This is a genomic window from Vibrio barjaei (genome assembly GCF_001639065.2).
Lineage (GTDB): Bacteria > Pseudomonadota > Gammaproteobacteria > Enterobacterales > Vibrionaceae > Vibrio > Vibrio barjaei.
This window is the reverse complement of record NZ_LQXO02000026.1, coordinates 16985-32438: the sequence shown is the minus strand read 5'-3', so window position 1 is coordinate 32438 and position 15454 is coordinate 16985. Positions and strand designations below refer to the sequence as shown.

The 15454-nt window shown below is 46.8% G+C and carries 16 protein-coding genes; all 16 read right to left on the bottom strand.

From position 1 onward, the window contains the following. Position 1 precedes the first annotated feature (1 nt). Complete coding sequence (locus AWH66_RS12765; protein WP_063606425.1) at positions 2–1129, bottom strand: protein-glutamate methylesterase/protein-glutamine glutaminase; 1128 nt, start codon at positions 1127–1129, stop codon at positions 2–4. 13 nt (positions 1130–1142) lie between these two features. Further along, positions 1143–3356 carry a chemotaxis protein CheA gene (locus AWH66_RS12760; protein WP_063606424.1) on the bottom strand — a complete coding sequence of 738 codons (2214 nt, stop codon included), beginning with the start codon at positions 3354–3356 and terminating at the stop codon, positions 1143–1145. 9 nt (positions 3357–3365) lie between these two features. Beyond that, positions 3366–4082, bottom strand: a complete 717-nt coding sequence (locus AWH66_RS12755) for a protein phosphatase CheZ (protein WP_006069981.1) — start codon at positions 4080–4082, stop codon at positions 3366–3368. 31 nt (positions 4083–4113) lie between these two features. Continuing rightward, the gene (cheY, locus tag AWH66_RS12750; protein WP_006069980.1) at positions 4114–4482 is read right to left on the bottom strand and encodes a chemotaxis response regulator CheY; all 369 of its coding nucleotides are present in this window, start codon (positions 4480–4482) and stop codon (positions 4114–4116) included. A gap of 45 nt (positions 4483–4527) precedes the next feature. Continuing rightward, entirely contained in the window at positions 4528–5259 is a 732-nt protein-coding gene (locus tag AWH66_RS12745) for an RNA polymerase sigma factor FliA (RefSeq protein ID WP_063606423.1), read from the bottom strand. Further along, a complete protein-coding gene (locus tag AWH66_RS12740; RefSeq protein WP_031495379.1) occupies positions 5252–6139 on the bottom strand; it encodes a MinD/ParA family protein in 888 nt (295 codons plus the stop codon). Before AWH66_RS12740 ends, AWH66_RS12745 begins: the two co-directional genes overlap by 8 nt. Before the next feature lie 12 nt (positions 6140–6151). Further along, on the bottom strand, positions 6152–7702 hold the full coding sequence (gene flhF, locus AWH66_RS12735; protein ID WP_063606422.1) for a flagellar biosynthesis GTPase FlhF: 1551 nt from the start codon (positions 7700–7702) through the stop codon (positions 6152–6154). Positions 7703–7730: 28 nt separating this feature from the next. Then, entirely contained in the window at positions 7731–9830 is a 2100-nt protein-coding gene (gene flhA / locus AWH66_RS12730) for a flagellar biosynthesis protein FlhA (RefSeq protein WP_063606421.1), read from the bottom strand. 126 nt (positions 9831–9956) lie between these two features. Further along, entirely contained in the window at positions 9957–11087 is a 1131-nt protein-coding gene (flhB, locus tag AWH66_RS12725; protein ID WP_063606420.1) for a flagellar biosynthesis protein FlhB, read from the bottom strand. Positions 11088–11105: 18 nt separating this feature from the next. After that, a complete protein-coding gene (gene fliR, locus AWH66_RS12720; RefSeq protein ID WP_006069974.1) occupies positions 11106–11888 on the bottom strand; it encodes a flagellar biosynthetic protein FliR in 783 nt (260 codons plus the stop codon). A 7-nt stretch (positions 11889–11895) separates the two neighbouring features. Further along, positions 11896–12165 carry a flagellar biosynthesis protein FliQ gene (gene fliQ / locus AWH66_RS12715; RefSeq protein WP_006069973.1) on the bottom strand — a complete coding sequence of 90 codons (270 nt, stop codon included), beginning with the start codon at positions 12163–12165 and terminating at the stop codon, positions 11896–11898. A gap of 13 nt (positions 12166–12178) precedes the next feature. Further along, a complete protein-coding gene (gene fliP / locus AWH66_RS12710) occupies positions 12179–13042 on the bottom strand; it encodes a flagellar type III secretion system pore protein FliP (RefSeq protein ID WP_063606419.1) in 864 nt (287 codons plus the stop codon). Then, the gene (gene fliO, locus AWH66_RS12705; RefSeq protein ID WP_143081506.1) at positions 13035–13466 is read right to left on the bottom strand and encodes a flagellar biosynthetic protein FliO; all 432 of its coding nucleotides are present in this window, start codon (positions 13464–13466) and stop codon (positions 13035–13037) included. The genes fliP and fliO overlap by 8 nt, the downstream gene beginning before the upstream one ends. 1 nt (position 13467) lies before the next feature. Continuing rightward, the gene (fliN, locus tag AWH66_RS12700; RefSeq protein ID WP_006069970.1) at positions 13468–13878 is read right to left on the bottom strand and encodes a flagellar motor switch protein FliN; all 411 of its coding nucleotides are present in this window, start codon (positions 13876–13878) and stop codon (positions 13468–13470) included. 18 nt (positions 13879–13896) lie between these two features. Continuing rightward, a complete protein-coding gene (gene fliM, locus AWH66_RS12695; RefSeq protein ID WP_006069969.1) occupies positions 13897–14946 on the bottom strand; it encodes a flagellar motor switch protein FliM in 1050 nt (349 codons plus the stop codon). Between the two features lie 7 nt (positions 14947–14953). Beyond that, on the bottom strand, positions 14954–15448 hold the full coding sequence (gene fliL, locus AWH66_RS12690) for a flagellar basal body-associated protein FliL (RefSeq protein ID WP_063606418.1): 495 nt from the start codon (positions 15446–15448) through the stop codon (positions 14954–14956). Positions 15449–15454 lie beyond the last annotated feature (6 nt).

Genomic DNA, 15454 nt, shown 5'->3' with positions numbered 1-15454 from the left:
GTTAGTGCCTCTTGAGCTCTACTAAAATACGTTCGGCGATGCGCTCCAACGGCAGATCTTCCGTCGAAATACCTGCTTTCGCTACAGCCTGAGGCATGCCATAAACTACGCAAGACTCTTCGTCTTGAGCCCAAATAGTCGATCCCGCAGCTTTAAGCATACGAGCGCCTTCTCTGCCATCTGCACCCATTCCAGTTAATATCATCGACAGCACTTTGTCTTGATAAATCTTGGCAGCAGAACCAAAAGTGACATCAACACAAGGTTTATAATTCATGCGTTCGCCACCATCAATGATGCGGATCTTGGTATTCCCAGGGCGTCCCTCAAGCATCATCTGCATTCCGCCGGGCGCCAAATATGCAACGCCAGGTTGCAACATATCGCCATCCGCCGCTTCTTTGACCGTAATTTGGCAAAGGGAATTAAGTCGTGCCGCAAAGGCCGCAGTGAACGTCGCAGGCATATGCTGAACAAGCAAAATCGGGTGAGGATAATTAACAGGTAACTTGGTTAAGATCTTTTGCAGAGCGACCGGTCCGCCCGTTGAAGTACCAATCGCTGTCAGTTGATATGATTTACCACTAGCACGAAAACGTGCGGCTGAGGTCACTGGCGCGGCAGTCTTGACAGCACTAGTTGCAGGTTCAACACGTGAAGCAGCAATTCTTGATGTTACCGTGCCTGTTGGTCTTGAGATTGGGCGAATAGGTGTTCGGCGTAACAATGCACGGCGGCTAGCAATTTGCTGCACACGTTGCTGCAACAAGTTGACAGCTTCGTCTTTGTTACGCGCAATATCTTCAAACTTCTTTGGTATGAAGTCTAAAGCACCGGCTTCCAGCGCATCCAAAGTCGCTTTCGCACCTTCATGCGTCAAAGACGAGAACATAAGTATCGGGGTCGGCTGAGACGCCATGATCTCACGTACTGCAGAGATGCCATCCATAACTGGCATCTCTATATCCATTGTGATCACATCGGGTTTTAGAGACAGCGCCTTTTCGACTGCCTCTTTGCCATTCACAGCAACATCAACCACTTCTAAGCGAGGTGCCGCATTAATAATATCGCTAACACGTCTGCGGAAAAAACTCGAGTCGTCGACGACTAGTACTTTAAGTGACATAGACTTCCTTAAATTAGATACGCGATGCCGCTGCGTACTGCTTAAGTAAGTCAGGTACGTCTAATATCAATGCAATGTGGCCATCACTGGTTATGGTTGCGCCAGCCATGCCCGGTGTACCTTGTAATAGGCTATCTAGCGGTTTAATCACCACCTCTTCTTGGCCGATCAAAGTATCCACAACAAAGCCAACACGCTGACTGCCTATCTGAACAATAACCACATGCCCATGACCCGTGCGCTGTTCCGCTCGACCCGCATGCGGTGCGAGCCAGTTTTGCAGATAGAACAGAGGAATAGACTTATCACGAACAATGATCGTCAGCTGACCATCAACCACATTGGTACGGCTTAAATCTAGGTGGAAAATTTCATTCACGCTTGCCAAAGGCAGTGCAAATGGATTACCCCCCACGCCCACCATCAAGGTCGGAAGTATCGCTAATGTAAGCGGAACTTTAATGGTAATTTTGGTGCCTTTGCCGAGCTCTGAGTCAATATCGATAGAGCCGTTTAAGGTATTAATGGCGGTCTTCACCACATCCATGCCTACGCCGCGACCCGATATATCCGAGATCTTTTCCTTACTTGAGAAGCCCGGCATAAAGATAAGATTAAAGCATTCTTTGTCGGTTAGACGAGACGCGGCATCCTCATCCATCATGCCGCGTTTTACTGCGATAGCGCGCAACTTCTCAGGGTCCATACCACCGCCATCATCGATAATGGCAAGTTCGATATGGTCACCTTCTTGCGAGGCAGAAAGCGTTATCTTACCTGTGCGAGATTTACCTGACTGTTCACGAACATCTGGCATCTCCACACCATGGTCAACCGAGTTTCGAACCAAGTGAATCAGCGGATCCGCTAGGGCTTCAACTAAGTTCTTATCAAGGTCGGTATCTTCACCTTGCATTTCAAGAACGATGTCCTTGTTAAGGCTACGCGCCAAGTCTCTCACCACTCGTGGGAAGCGACCGAAGACTTTCTTGATAGGCTGCATGCGGGTTTTCATTACCGCGCCTTGCAGATCTGCTGTCACAACATCGAGATTGGATACCGCTTTAGACATCTCTTCATCATTGCTGTTTAGACCAAGACTTACTAAGCGGTTACGGACCAACACCAGCTCACCAACCATGTTCATGATGGTATCCAATGTTGAAGTATCAACGCGAACTGTTGCTTCGGCCTGTGGTTTCTTGACCTGTACTGCCGTGTTCTTGCTTTCCGCTGGTAAGGATTTTTCTGGGGCTGGTGCAACAGCGGGTGCCGCCGTTTTGGTAGGTTCTGCTACTTTAGGCTCAATCGTCGCCGCTGCAACGTTTTGAGAAGCAGGTTTTGTTGCTACATCCAGTTCATCTGGAGAAGGCCCCTTGCCGACACCATGCAATTCATCCAGCAGTTTTTCGAACTCTTCGTCCGTCATCAAATCACCGCTGTCAGATCCTGCAGGTGTATCTTTAATCTCTGGCTTAGAGGCCACTACAGGTGTCGCCGCTGGGGCAACATCTGACGCAGAAGGTCCCTTCCCAACACCATGCAGTTCGTCCAACAGTTTTTCAAACTCATCGTCCGTGATGTCTGACGAACTAAGTTCCGCTGGCGCCACGGGCGCACTATCCACCGCGGAAATGGTAGGCGCAGCCGCAACTTTACTCGGGCCACTGCCTTTGCCATGAAGCTCATCTAAAAGACGCTCAAACTCATCTTGAGTAATGTCATCGATGGAGTCGCCTTGCACCACCGTTGTAGATTCAACCACACTGAGTTCTGGCTCAGAGACGGTCGGAGGTTCTGGGATTTCAACCGTAGGAGCTACAGCCTCATCTGCGGACTCTGGCTTACTTAGGCGATGAAGTTCCTCGAGCAGTGCAGGATCGGCAGGTTCAATCGGAGCCATGTTCTGAACTGATTGGAACTGATGGTTAACGGTGTCTAACGCTTTAAGCATGGTATCCATCAGACTGGCACTCACTGAGCGCTGGCCGTTTCGAAGGATATCGAAGACGTTTTCGGCACCATGGCAGGTATCAACAAGTTCAGTTAATGCTAGAAATCCCGCACCACCTTTTACGGTATGAAAGCCTCTAAATATCGCATTCAAAAGATCTTTATCTTCAGGGTTGTTCTCTAGTTCGACTAGCTGCTCTGAAAGCAACTCGAGTATCTCACCCGCTTCTACTAGAAAGTCCTGTAGAATCTCTTCATCTAATTCGTAGCTCATTGTCCACCCCTAAAACCCAAGACTCGAAAGCAAATCATCGACTTCGTCTTGCGAAGAGACGGCATCGTCTCTCTCATGAGGGTTAATAATCGGTCCCTCGACGCCAACTGGTGCCTGCTTTGGTTTTGTTGTTATTGGTTGTTGTTCGTCACTGAACACTTTCAAGATTTCCACCAGCCTCGTTTCCACTTCACTGACTAAAGTGATAACGCGGCGAATGATTTGTCCAGTAAGGTCTTGAAAATCCTGCGCCATTAGAATGTTGGTGAGCTGAGTACGCAGTTCGGTACCATCCCCTTCCACCTGACTAAGTAGATCATCAATACGATGACACAGGTCTTTAAATTGTTTTAGCTCAAGCCTGCCATGCATTAGCTCGTTCCACTGTGGACGAACTTGTAATAAACATTCATGGAGATTGTCCGCCATAGGCAGACAACGTTCTACCGCGTCCATTGTGGTATTGGCAGAAATTTCCGTCTTGTTGATGACGTATTCTAAGCGGTCGCGAGCTTCAGGGATTTCATCATTGGCAATCTCATTAAGACGCGTATCAATGCTGAATTCCTTTAAAGCATCGTGCAGGTCACGAGTCAGAGCGCCAACTTCTTGAAGTACTCGACTTTCGTTGCCGCCTTGAATCATCATGACCAGCTCATTGGCTTCTTGTTGTTTGTCGTTTTCCAACAAATCAACAAGCTGCTTAGCTTGTTCTAATGAAATCATTCTGATATAGCCATTCGCTATGATGAGCGCGTTATAAACGCTCGAAAATTTTGTCTAATTTTTCTTTTAGTGTTGCTGCGGTAAATGGTTTAACGATGTAACCATTTACACCAGCTTGCGCCGCTTCGATGATCTGCTCGCGTTTAGCTTCTGCAGTGATCATAAGAACGGGTAGGTGTTTAAGTTCTTCATCCGCTCGGATGTGTCGTAGTAGATCGATACCTTGCATGCCTGGCATATTCCAATCGGTTACGACAAAGTCAAAATCGCCCTTCTTGAGCATTGGTAGTGCCGTTAAACCGTCATCAGCTTCTAGCGTGTTGCTAAAGCCCAAGTCGCGTAGAAGGTTTTTGACAATACGGCGCATTGTTGAAAAGTCGTCAACAATAAGGATTTTCATGTTTTTATTCAAAATTGCCTCCACTGAAAGCAAGATCAGTGTTTATTAATTATTATCTGTCCAAGCACTTAGCTTGGTGCGAAGACGCTGCATCGATTGGCTCAATATTTGACTAACGCGCGATTCGCTGACGCCCAATACTTCACCTATCTCCTTCAAATTTAACTCTTCGTCATAATACAAGGATAACGTTAATGCTTCACGCTCTGGTAGCGATTTTATTGATTCTATTAACGCTTCACGGAACGCATCGTCCGCGACACCTTGAAACGGAGTATTATCTTCTTCATCTGAAACAGAGACAGAATCTTCCGAAACGCCTAAATCTTCTATTCCCACCAACTTCGAACAATTAATATCGGTCAGAGCTTTGTGGTATTGAGCAAGACTCAGCCCCAAATAGTTAGCCACCTCAGAATCGGTTGGATCTCGATTAAGTTCGACTTCCAACACCGAAATGGCCTGGGAGATATCACGGCTATGTTTATGTACCGAACGTGGCACCCAATCACCGCGACGAATATCATCAAGCATGGCTCCTCGAATCCGAATCCCTGCATAGGTTTCGAAGCTCGCGCCTTTACTGCAATCGTAATTTTTTTGTGCTTCAATCAGGCCGATCATTCCAGCCTGAATCAAGTCTTCAACCAACACGTTCGGTGGAAGTCGCCCAATTAAATGGTGGGCAATACGCTTCACCAATACTGAGTACTTCTCTAAGAAAGCTTGCTGACCACTCAAATTGGCATGTTGGTCATAGGTCAAAGCTTTATTCACTAAACGGTTCCTCTAGCGCTTCTGGTCTATTTAGTAACCTTTCGACAAAAAACTCTAAGTGTCCACTTGGTACTTTTGGAATTGGCCAAGTTAACGCTTTGTTCGCCAAAGAACTTAGCGCTAAAGCAGCAGGTGAGCGTGGAAATGCATCAACTACTATTTTTTGTCTCTTCACTGCTTGTCGCACTTTATCATCTAATGGGATACATGCGACTAACTCAAGACTCACATTGAGGAATCGTTCTGTGACTAATGTCAATTTTGTAAACAATTCTCGCCCTTCTCGATAGCTACGAACCATATTCGCCACCACTTTGAAGCGCTGAACTTGATGCTCTCGACTAAGTAGCTTGATAAGCGCGTAAGCGTCGGTAATTGAGGTTGGCTCATCACAAACCACCACTACTACATCTTGCGCTGCGCGAGAAAAACTCACCACCATATCGGAAATGCCTGCTGCGGTATCAACAAGCAAGACGTCCATTTCTTCTTCTAAGCTACCAAACGCTCGAATCAATCCCATATGTTGAGCATGACTTAGCTCCGTCATGCTTTGCGTGCCAGATGTCGCTGGGATAATTCGAATGCCGTGAGGACCTTCGACAATAGCATCTTTTAAATCACATTCGCCTGCTAATACATGGCCGAGGTTTTTCTTAGGTCGAATACCAAGCATGACGTCGACATTTGCCAGACCTAAGTCGGCATCCAACACCATTACTTTTTTACCTTGACGAGCCATACAGATTGCAAGTCCAAGCGTCACATTGGATTTACCAACACCACCTTTACCGCCAGTAACTGAAATTACCTTCGTCAACGTTGGCTGAGTCAAACGTCTTAGGCCACTCGCTTGGTCATGTATCATGTTATTTGTCATATTCGCTTGCACCTAAACCCCCTCCATATCGCTGTTCCAGAAGTGGGGTTCATTCTCTGTCGACTTCTCTAATAGTTCGTTCGCTTTCGCGACCATATATTTGGGCTGCGCAATTACAATGTCTTCTGGCACCCGTTGTCCATTGGCAATATAGGTGACTGGTAGCGCATTTTGTACTACAACACTGATAAATTCGCCCAAGCTTAACGACTCATCCAACTTAGTCATAATGCATCCTGATAACGGGATGCGTCTAAAGTGGTCTAACGTTTCTTGCAACACTTGACGCTGCGCTGTCGCCGGTAGCACCAAGTAGCTATGTATTACTTCTCCGCTCTCCTGCATCAGCGTATCGAGCTGTTCGGAAAGCCTAACGTCTCGCTGCCCCATACCTGCGGTATCAATTAGCACTAATCGTCTGTTTCTTAACTGATATAGTACATCGGCAAGTTCTTCAGAATCTTTAGCAACTCTGACGGGACATCCCATAATTCTGCCATAAATGGATAATTGCTCATGAGCACCAATTCGGTAGGTGTCCGTTGTGACTAGCGCTACATTGTCAGAGCCATATTCCATGGCAGCTCTTGCCGCTAGCTTAGCCACCGTCGTCGTTTTACCAACCCCTGTAGGCCCAAGTAACGCGACTATCCCACCTTTGCGCAGAATATCTTGCTTGCTCACTACGATTTGATCTGAGACTAAAGACAATAACGCTTTCCATGCTTTTTGAGGAGGCGTATCTTCTGGGATATAACAAGCAAGCTGGTCGGAAAGCTCTGGGGACAGACCCATTCTTTCTAATCGTTTGATTAGCATGGCTCGAAGTGGCTCTCGTCGCTCAACTTCTTGCCACATTAAACCGGACACCTGATGTTCAAGAAGACGACGGATAGATGACATATCTTCCTTCATCGCTTCGAGCTCTTCACCGATTTTAGCGTCACGTGGATTGGAGCCTCGGCGCGGTGCATCTGAGCTATTTTCAGCCAATTGATGACGTCCTGTGGAAAGTAGGCTCGAACGATTATCACGAGTGTCAAAATCTGAGCGATTTTCTTGCGCGTATTGATATCGGTCGCTGTTTTGATAGCCATCACTGACCGACTTGGTTCGCTCCGACTGTCTTTCTAACAAAGCGGAAAGAGAATCTGGCGGTGTCGATGCGCTTTTACTCGCGTTGCTGTCAGCACCACGATAATTCTTAAGCATATTGGCAAATCGATCGGTGACCGACGGTGTGCTTGCTGAACTTTTTTGATTGAGATTCACAACGTCATCCTTGAGGTTGCGTCCACTGTTCTGGCTTCTACCATCAGCATAACGGTCATTGGTCTGGCGACCACCGTCATAGCCGCTTTGTGGACGTGTTGGCGCCGCCAATGCGTTGCTTTGCATCTGACGTGGTTCCGATGATGAACTATCACCATCGACGGCAGCAACGATTTCTACCCCACCCGCCACTTTTTTATTGGACATGATCACTGCTTCAGCACCAAGTTCTTCTTTCACTTGGAGCAGTGCCTGACGCATATCTCTGGCAAAAAATCGTTTAATTTTCAACTGTTACATCCATTTTCCATCCAAACCGCTAATTACCAACGGCTTGCACAATTCTGATTTGTTTCTCATCTGGAATTTCTTGGTAAGACAATACACGTAAGTTTGGAATGGTATTTTTCACAAACTTCGCCAATGTCGAACGTAATACCCCTGATGTCAGCAGCACTGCTGCCTCACCTTTTAGCTCTTGCTCTTGTGTCGCTTGAGTTAGCGATGCTTGCAGTCGTTCGGCTAATCCAGGTTCAATTCCGGTTGATTCACCACCGGAAGCTTGCATTGTTTGATGCAATATTTGTTCCAGCTCAGGAATAAGAGTAATTACTGGCAATTCTGGCTCTATTCCATTGATTTCCTGAACAATTAGTCGTTTCAACGCTATCCGAACTGCTGCTGTTAAAACGTCAGGTTCTTGACTCTTACCGGAATACTCGGCCAAAGTTTGCACAATAGTTCGAATATCTCTGATTGGTATGGCTTCATGTAGCAAGTTTTGCAGGACTTTCACCACAGTTCCCAAAGGCAATTGTTCTGGTACAAAATCTTCGACCAGTTTTGGCGCACTGCGTCCCAGCATTTCAAGAAGGTTTTGCACTTCTTCGTGCCCAAGCAATTGCGCCGCATTGTTGGTCAGCAGTTGACTTAAGTGAGTTGCCAACACGGTAGATGAATCCACAACGGTATAGCCTAGTGCTTGAGCATGCTCTCGCTGTGCTTCCTGAATCCAGACCGCCTCAAGTCCAAATGCTGGATCGATAGTTTGTTCTCCATCGATCAAGCCATAAACTTGTCCTGGGTTTATGGCTAACTCTTGGTCAGGGCGAATTTCCGCTTCACCCACCGCGACACCCATCAACGTGATTCGATAGGAATTTGGTGTTAGCTCTAGGTTATCTCGAATATGAACAGCAGGAATGAGGAAGCCAAAGTCTTGTGACAGCTTTTTACGAACTCCTTTAACACGCTCGAGTAATTCACCACCTTGGTCTCGGTCAACAAGTGGTATCAATCGATAACCCACTTCCAAGCCAATAACATCCACAGGGTGCACATCATCCCAAGACAGTTCTTTGGGTGTTGACGAGGTTTCGTTGCTGCTGATCTCAGCAGGAAGATTCTTCTGTTCCTCTTTCTTAGCTTGTTTTCTGTGTAACCAGTAAGCGCCTAAGCCCGCGATCAATGCCAGCATCAAGAAAGCAAAATGAGGCATGCCAGGCACAATACCCATCACGCCTAGGATCCCCGCCGTAATGGTTAGAGCTTTTGGATTATCAAACAGTTGGAAAACAACCTGTTGGCCCATATCCTCGTCAGTATTTTGACGGGTTACCATGATTGCCGCAGCTATAGAGAGGAGAAGTGATGGAATCTGTGCTACGAGACCATCACCAATGGTCAATAGCGTGTAGATTTGGATGGCTTCACCAAAACTGAGTGAGTACTGCATCATACCAATACTCAAGCCACCAACAATGTTTAAGAACAGAATCAGAATACCGGCGATGGCATCGCCTTTGACGAACTTTGATGCACCATCCATCGAACCGTAGAAATCCGCTTCTTTGGTTACTTCAAATCGACGCGTCCTAGCCTGCTCTTGATCAATAAGACCGGCGTTTAAGTCTGCATCGATGGCCATTTGCTTACCTGGCAAGGCATCCAAAGTAAAGCGAGCACTGACTTCAGAGATTCGCCCCGCACCTTTGGTAACCACCATAAAGTTAATGATCATCAAAATCATAAACACGACTAAACCAACCGCGTAGTTACCGCCAATCACTACGTTACCAAAGGCTTCAATAACGTTACCCGCTGCACCACTTCCCTCGTGACCATACAGTAACACCACTCGAGTCGAAGCAACGTTTAGTGCCAAACGCAGCAAAGTAGCGATGAGCAACACCGTCGGAAAAGCAGCAAAGTCGAGAGGACGACGGGTATAAACCGACACCAATAGCACCACCATCGCTAACGCGATGTTGAAGGTAAAAAACAGGTCGAGAAGAAATGCCGGGATCGGCAGTACGATCATCGCAAGCGCTGCGAGAACCATCACTGGCGCACCAATCGCAGGTAATGCACGACGAGGAATCGTCGGTAACCTGTCGGCAAAAGGTAAAGTTAACTTCATGTACTACATCACTGCACTACCACTCTATATTAAGCGGCGTATTGTTTTTCCTATAATGACTTGAGAAAAAGCAAGAATTAAGCCAAGAAAGGCGTCATTATTTTGACACCAATGCCGAAAATTGGGCTAGTAGCGCATATCTTTAGGAATACTGATTTGGTCGTTTTGCAATGTCGGCCGTTGTCCGCCTTTTTTACGGTATTGTTTTAGCTGATACACATACGCCAATATCTGAGCAACCGCGGCAAACAAACCATCTGGAATCTCCTGTTCCAGTTCTGTTGTATGATAAAGAGAACGCGCTAGCGGAGGCGAAGGAATGACATAGATGCTGTGCTCTCTAGCCACTTCTCGTATCTTGAGTGCCATGTGATCGATACCCTTCGCAACCACAACTGGCGCTTTGTCTTGTCCTTGTTTATAGCGCAGCGCTACAGAGAAGTGCTCCGGGTTGGTAATAATAACGTCGGCCTGCGGCACTTCTGCCATCATTCTTCGCTGGGCGGCTTCTCTTTGTAACATTCGAATCCGTCCCTTCACCTCGGGTTTACCTTCGGTATCTTTAAACTCATCTTTGACTTCTTGCTTGGTCATTTTAAGTTGATTCGCATGCTGCCAAATCTGGAATGGAATATCGATGGCGACCACAATTAAAAGTGTCGCACTAATCAACAAGATAAAGTTAAGTAAAATATCAAGCGCGTGAAAAATGTTTTGTGGAAAGACTTCCATACTAAGCTGGAACAAGTCCGCCCTGGAGGCGTTAACCAGATAGAACGCCATCCCCGCCACCAGCGTTACCTTTAAAATCGACTTGATCAGCTCGACCCAGCTTTGCATTCCGACCATGCGTTTAAGGCCACTAAGCGGGTTCATTTTAGATAACTTCGGCATGGCCGCTTCTGCGGAAAAATTAATACCGCCAACACCAGCAGCGCCGATTAGCGCCGCAACAAATAAAACAAACAGGATAAGCAGAAGTGGGAGCAGTAGACTAGAAAGTGCACCAAGCGCCACATCAAACAGTTTGGTTGAATCGTAGATTTCCTCTCGGCTCAAGTCGAACAGCCTAGACATAGAACCAAACAAAGCGCGCGCGAGCCCTTCGCCAAACATCATAAGCGAAAGCGCACCTACAATAAGCACAGAGACGGACGCTAACTCTTTCGAACGTGCCACCTGCCCCTTTTCACGAGCTTGTTTAAGCCGCTGGGGTGTGGCGTCTTCGGTGCGTTCTTGGCCATCTGATTCTGCCATCGTCAGCCTCCTACTCGCTTAACAGTTCAGGTCGATCAAGCGACATACCTGACCTTCCACTTCGAGCCAATACAATTGGTAGTGACTGTACAGGCCAGCCATGATGTACCAACAAATCATCAAACCAATCAACAATGCAAAGGCAAAACCAAGAGAGAAAATATTCAACTGCGGTGCCGCACGAGTCATCACACCAAACGACAAGTTCACTGTTAATAGAGCGATAATCCCGGCTAAGGCCATACTCAACGCAGTTTGAAACATAATACTCAACCAACCAGCCATCTCGCGAAAGTCAGCGCTCGAAAGATGCCCAGACCCAATAGGCAGCGTCTTAAAGCTCATCACCACCAGTTGAATCATTTTCAAATGACCATCCGTTGCCAAAAAAAACATCGTGGCAAGGAACATAAACAGCTGACCAAGCAAAGGAGTATTTTGACCATTTGCCGGGTCGACCATAGAAGCAAAACCCAGACTCGATTGCATACCGAGGATCTGACCTAGCATAACAAATGTCTGAATCATGAAGACAGTCGTCATCCCCATCGCAGTGCCAATCAGTATCTGTTCTGCGACGGTAAGAAAGCCTTGGAAAGAAAACAACTCGATAGTTTGCGGAACGGCAGGGATAGAAGGCATGACAGCCAGTGTCAGCGCTAACCCCAAAAACAATCGAATTCTAGGTGACACAAAGTTGGCTCCCGTTACCGACATCACCATCAACATGGCGGAAATACGGACGTAAGGCCAAAAGTAATTACTGATCCATTCGAGTACAGCGCTGGTAGGGTACTCCATAACGTTATTACCAGAGTACCTGTGGCAGTCTCTCTATAATTTCATAGAAAAACTCCATCATCATCTGAGTACCCCAGTGAGCAAAGCCAATCAACGCCAATATGGTGACTATCAATCTTGGTAGGAAACTCAACGTCTGTTCGTTGATAGACGTAGCAGCTTGGAAAATTGCCACCACTAAACCGACAAGGAGACTTGGCACTACAATGGCGCAGACGAGGATCAACACCATCCATAATGCGTCTCTAAACAGTTCAACAAATACCTCTGGAGTCATCGATTATCTCCAGCTACAAGGCAAAACTGCCGGCCAACGTGGACAGTATTAAGTTCCATCCATCCACCAACACGAACAACATCAATTTGAATGGTAGCGATACGATCATTGGCGACAACATCATCATACCCATCGCCATTAGTATCGACGCTACTACCAAGTCGATAATTAAAAATGGTAAGAACAACATAAAGCCGATCTGAAATGCTGTTTTCAACTCTGAAGTAATGAATGCCGGAATCAATACCGCCATTGACACATCTTCTGGGTTTTGTGCCGTCGAACCGGACATTTCAACAAACGTTTCCAAATCTTTTACTCGCGTCTGCTTCAGCATGAAGGATTTCATCGGACCTTGTGCTTGATCAAACGCTTCTTTTGCCGTGATTTGTTCATTCAAGTAGGGTTGAATTGCTTGGTCATTCACCTGATTCAATACCGGTGACATGATGAAAAACGTCAAGAAGATCGCGATACCAATAATCACCTGATTAGATGGAGTTTGTTGCAGACCCATCGCTTGTCGTAGTATCGACATCACAACCACGATACGGGTAAATGAAGTCATCAAAATAACCATGGCAGGCAAAAAGCCCAACATCGTCATCAGTGCCAAAATCTGCAAGTTTACTGAGTAGTCTTCGCTGCCATCAGGATTGGTTTTCATGGTGAACGCCGGAATACCAGGCCCAGTACCAAACGAGCTTGAGGTGGCGCTGCCCCCTGCCCCGCGGTCATTCTGCATAGCGGTGACAGTTACACCCGTATCTAACGCAGCATTACTCGGTACTGGTGTCGCTACCGCCTCTTCTGCCCATGACAGCGGCGCAAGAAGCAACGTCAAACAGATAAAAATCAGTCGAGTTAAGTTAGTCATGGGAATTCGGTTTCTTCATCAATTTCGATAGCTGCGCAGCAAACGCAGGTTGAGCTGTGTCGGCTTCCTCTAGTGGTGTCTCCAGCTTTGAAATGAGCTGAATCGACTGCGAGGTAATGCCCACCAAAAACTGCTCTTCGCCCGCCTGCACTATAGCAATACGTTCTTTTGTCCCGACCGGAATTTGCCTAACAATCTTAAGCCCTTGCTGATTGACCAACGAGGGCACTTTCATGCGTTTTAACACCCATGCCAAACCAAGAATTATTAGAATGACTAACACTAAAGAACCTAGCGTAGTCGCTAGGTCAAATGGAGAGCCAGAAGCGCTTAGTGGAGCATTCTCTTGAGAGGCAACCGCCGTCGAAGCCCCTCCCACTGAAGCTGCCACTAGCAGAACTTTAGACAAAAGCTTTATCGCCATATTAACGTAACTTCTTAATTCGCTCGGTTTGACTGATGACATCCGTCAAACGAATACCAAACTTGTCGTTTACTACAACCACTTCACCATGGGCAATCAAGGTACCATTCACCATGACATCAAGTGATTCACCGGCAATACGGTCTAATTCCACCACCGAACCTTGGTTCAGTTGTAGTAGGTTGCGGATACTAATTTGTGAACGGCCAACTTCCATAGAGATGGTCACTGGAATATCCATAATCGTATCCAGTTTACGACGCTCATCCTCTGAAATCGGCGCTGGCGAGTCTTGCAGTTCGTCCAGTGGTGCGGCGAGTACTTCATCCACATCAATTTCGGGTGCCATTGGATCTTCACCCAAAGCGGCTGCCCATTCGTCTGCAAGTTTTTGGTCGTCACTAATCGTCATTATTTATATCTACTCTGGTTATTCTTCGTCTGCGTCTTCCACATGTTCCAACTCAGCCATAATATCCTTACCAAGGAAAGCTAAGTCGGTTTTCACTACATCTGGGCGTCTTATTTTTTCGGAAATTTGTACGGCAACTTTCTCGCCAGTTCGTCCCATCTTCACTCTGAACGTCGGCAATTCCTCGACAAACATGGTGGCATTTTCCGGCATATCGATAGGAATGATATCTCCGGCTTGCAACTCCATAAGATCGCGAAGTGATACGTCTTTTTCTAACAGGTTTACACGGAAGTTCACCGGAACATCCATGATTTCTTCACGCAAGGCACTACTCCAACGGACATCGGTTTCCATCTTATCCGACTGGACACCTGCATCGAGTAATTCGCGAATAGGCTCTACCATAGAGTACGGCATCACTACGTGGAAATCACCACCACCGCCATCCACTTCGATATGGAACGAGCTGACCACAATAACTTCGGTTGGGCTGACAATATTCGCCATGCTAGGGTTCACTTCTGAGTCCAAATACTCAAACTCAACCCCCATAACTGGCGACCACGCTTCCTTATAGTCTTCGAAAACGGTTTTCATCAACAACTGAATGATACGGCGCTCTGTTGGGGTAAATTCTCGACCCTCAATCTTGGCATGAAAACGGCCGTCGCCACCAAAGAAGTTCTCTACCAAAATAAAGACCAAACGAGCTTCCATAGTAATGAGAGCGGTCCCTTTTAGCGGTCTAAAACGTACCATGTTCAAGCTCGTTGGCACGTATAAGGTGTTTTGGTACTCACCAAACTTCATCATCTGAACGCCGTTAATCGACACTTCAGCGGTTTTTCGCAACATATTGAATAAGCTGATTCGCATATGGCGCGCAAAACGTTCATTGATAAGCTCGAGCGTAGGCATTCGACCACGAACAATGCGGTCTTGCGACGAGAAGTCAAAATGCACCACATCATTGGGGTCTTGATCTAACTCATCTTCAACTTCATCGACATCGTCTACTCCATGGAGAAGCGCATCAATTTCGTCTTGGCTTAATAAATCGGTCACACAATACCTACTGGATTACAAAATCGGTAAATAACACTCTTTCGACTACAGGCTTACCGACAACCTGAGACAAACTGGCTTGAACATCCGCGGTAGCTTGGTCACGTAATTCAACGCGGCCATTCGTGCTGCGTAGTTGCTCAACCGTCGCCGACGCAAACGTCGACAGCAATGTACTTTCAATTAAAGGGGAGTGATAACGCGCCACTTCTTCGTTATCTAGGCCGCGCACCATAAGCTGTGCTTTGATCTGAACAACACGATCGCGTTGTTTACCAGTGGCATTAAAGATAAATGGTTGGGCGATATTCACATACGAGATTGGGTCGACTGTCACCGCTGCTGCGCCGCTTTGTGCCACTGGTGCACTTACTGACGTCTCTTCAGAGCCAAGCAACCAATAGGCAACACTACCAGCAGCCAGCAATAGCACCAACGCCGCGATAATTATGAACAACAGTTTTTTGTTGTTCTTAGGTTGTTCTAAAGTCTCTTCTGCCATTGTGTT

Bases quoted from the DNA above. Each gene is read 5' to 3' on its own strand.
- AWH66_RS12765 (WP_063606425.1), bottom strand. From the start codon at position 1,129: ATGTCACTTAAAGTACTAGTCGTCGACGACTCGAGTTTTTTCCGCAGA.
- AWH66_RS12760 (WP_063606424.1), bottom strand. From the start codon at position 3,356: ATGAGCTACGAATTAGATGAAGAGATTCTACAGGACTTTCTAGTAGAA.
- AWH66_RS12755 (WP_006069981.1), bottom strand. From the start codon at position 4,082: ATGATTTCATTAGAACAAGCTAAGCAGCTTGTTGATTTGTTGGAAAAC.
- cheY (WP_006069980.1), bottom strand. From the start codon at position 4,482: ATGAAAATCCTTATTGTTGACGACTTTTCAACAATGCGCCGTATTGTC.
- AWH66_RS12740 (WP_031495379.1), bottom strand. From the start codon at position 6,139: ATGACAAATAACATGATACATGACCAAGCGAGTGGCCTAAGACGTTTG.
- flhA (WP_063606421.1), bottom strand. From the start codon at position 9,830: ATGAAGTTAACTTTACCTTTTGCCGACAGGTTACCGACGATTCCTCGT.
- flhB (WP_063606420.1), bottom strand. From the start codon at position 11,087: ATGGCAGAATCAGATGGCCAAGAACGCACCGAAGACGCCACACCCCAG.
- fliR (WP_006069974.1), bottom strand. From the start codon at position 11,888: ATGGAGTACCCTACCAGCGCTGTACTCGAATGGATCAGTAATTACTTT.
- fliQ (WP_006069973.1), bottom strand. From the start codon at position 12,165: ATGACTCCAGAGGTATTTGTTGAACTGTTTAGAGACGCATTATGGATG.
- fliP (WP_063606419.1), bottom strand. From the start codon at position 13,042: ATGACTAACTTAACTCGACTGATTTTTATCTGTTTGACGTTGCTTCTT.
- fliO (WP_143081506.1), bottom strand. From the start codon at position 13,466: ATGGCGATAAAGCTTTTGTCTAAAGTTCTGCTAGTGGCAGCTTCAGTG.
- fliN (WP_006069970.1), bottom strand. From the start codon at position 13,878: ATGACGATTAGTGACGACCAAAAACTTGCAGACGAATGGGCAGCCGCT.
- fliL (WP_063606418.1), bottom strand. From the start codon at position 15,448: ATGGCAGAAGAGACTTTAGAACAACCTAAGAACAACAAAAAACTGTTG.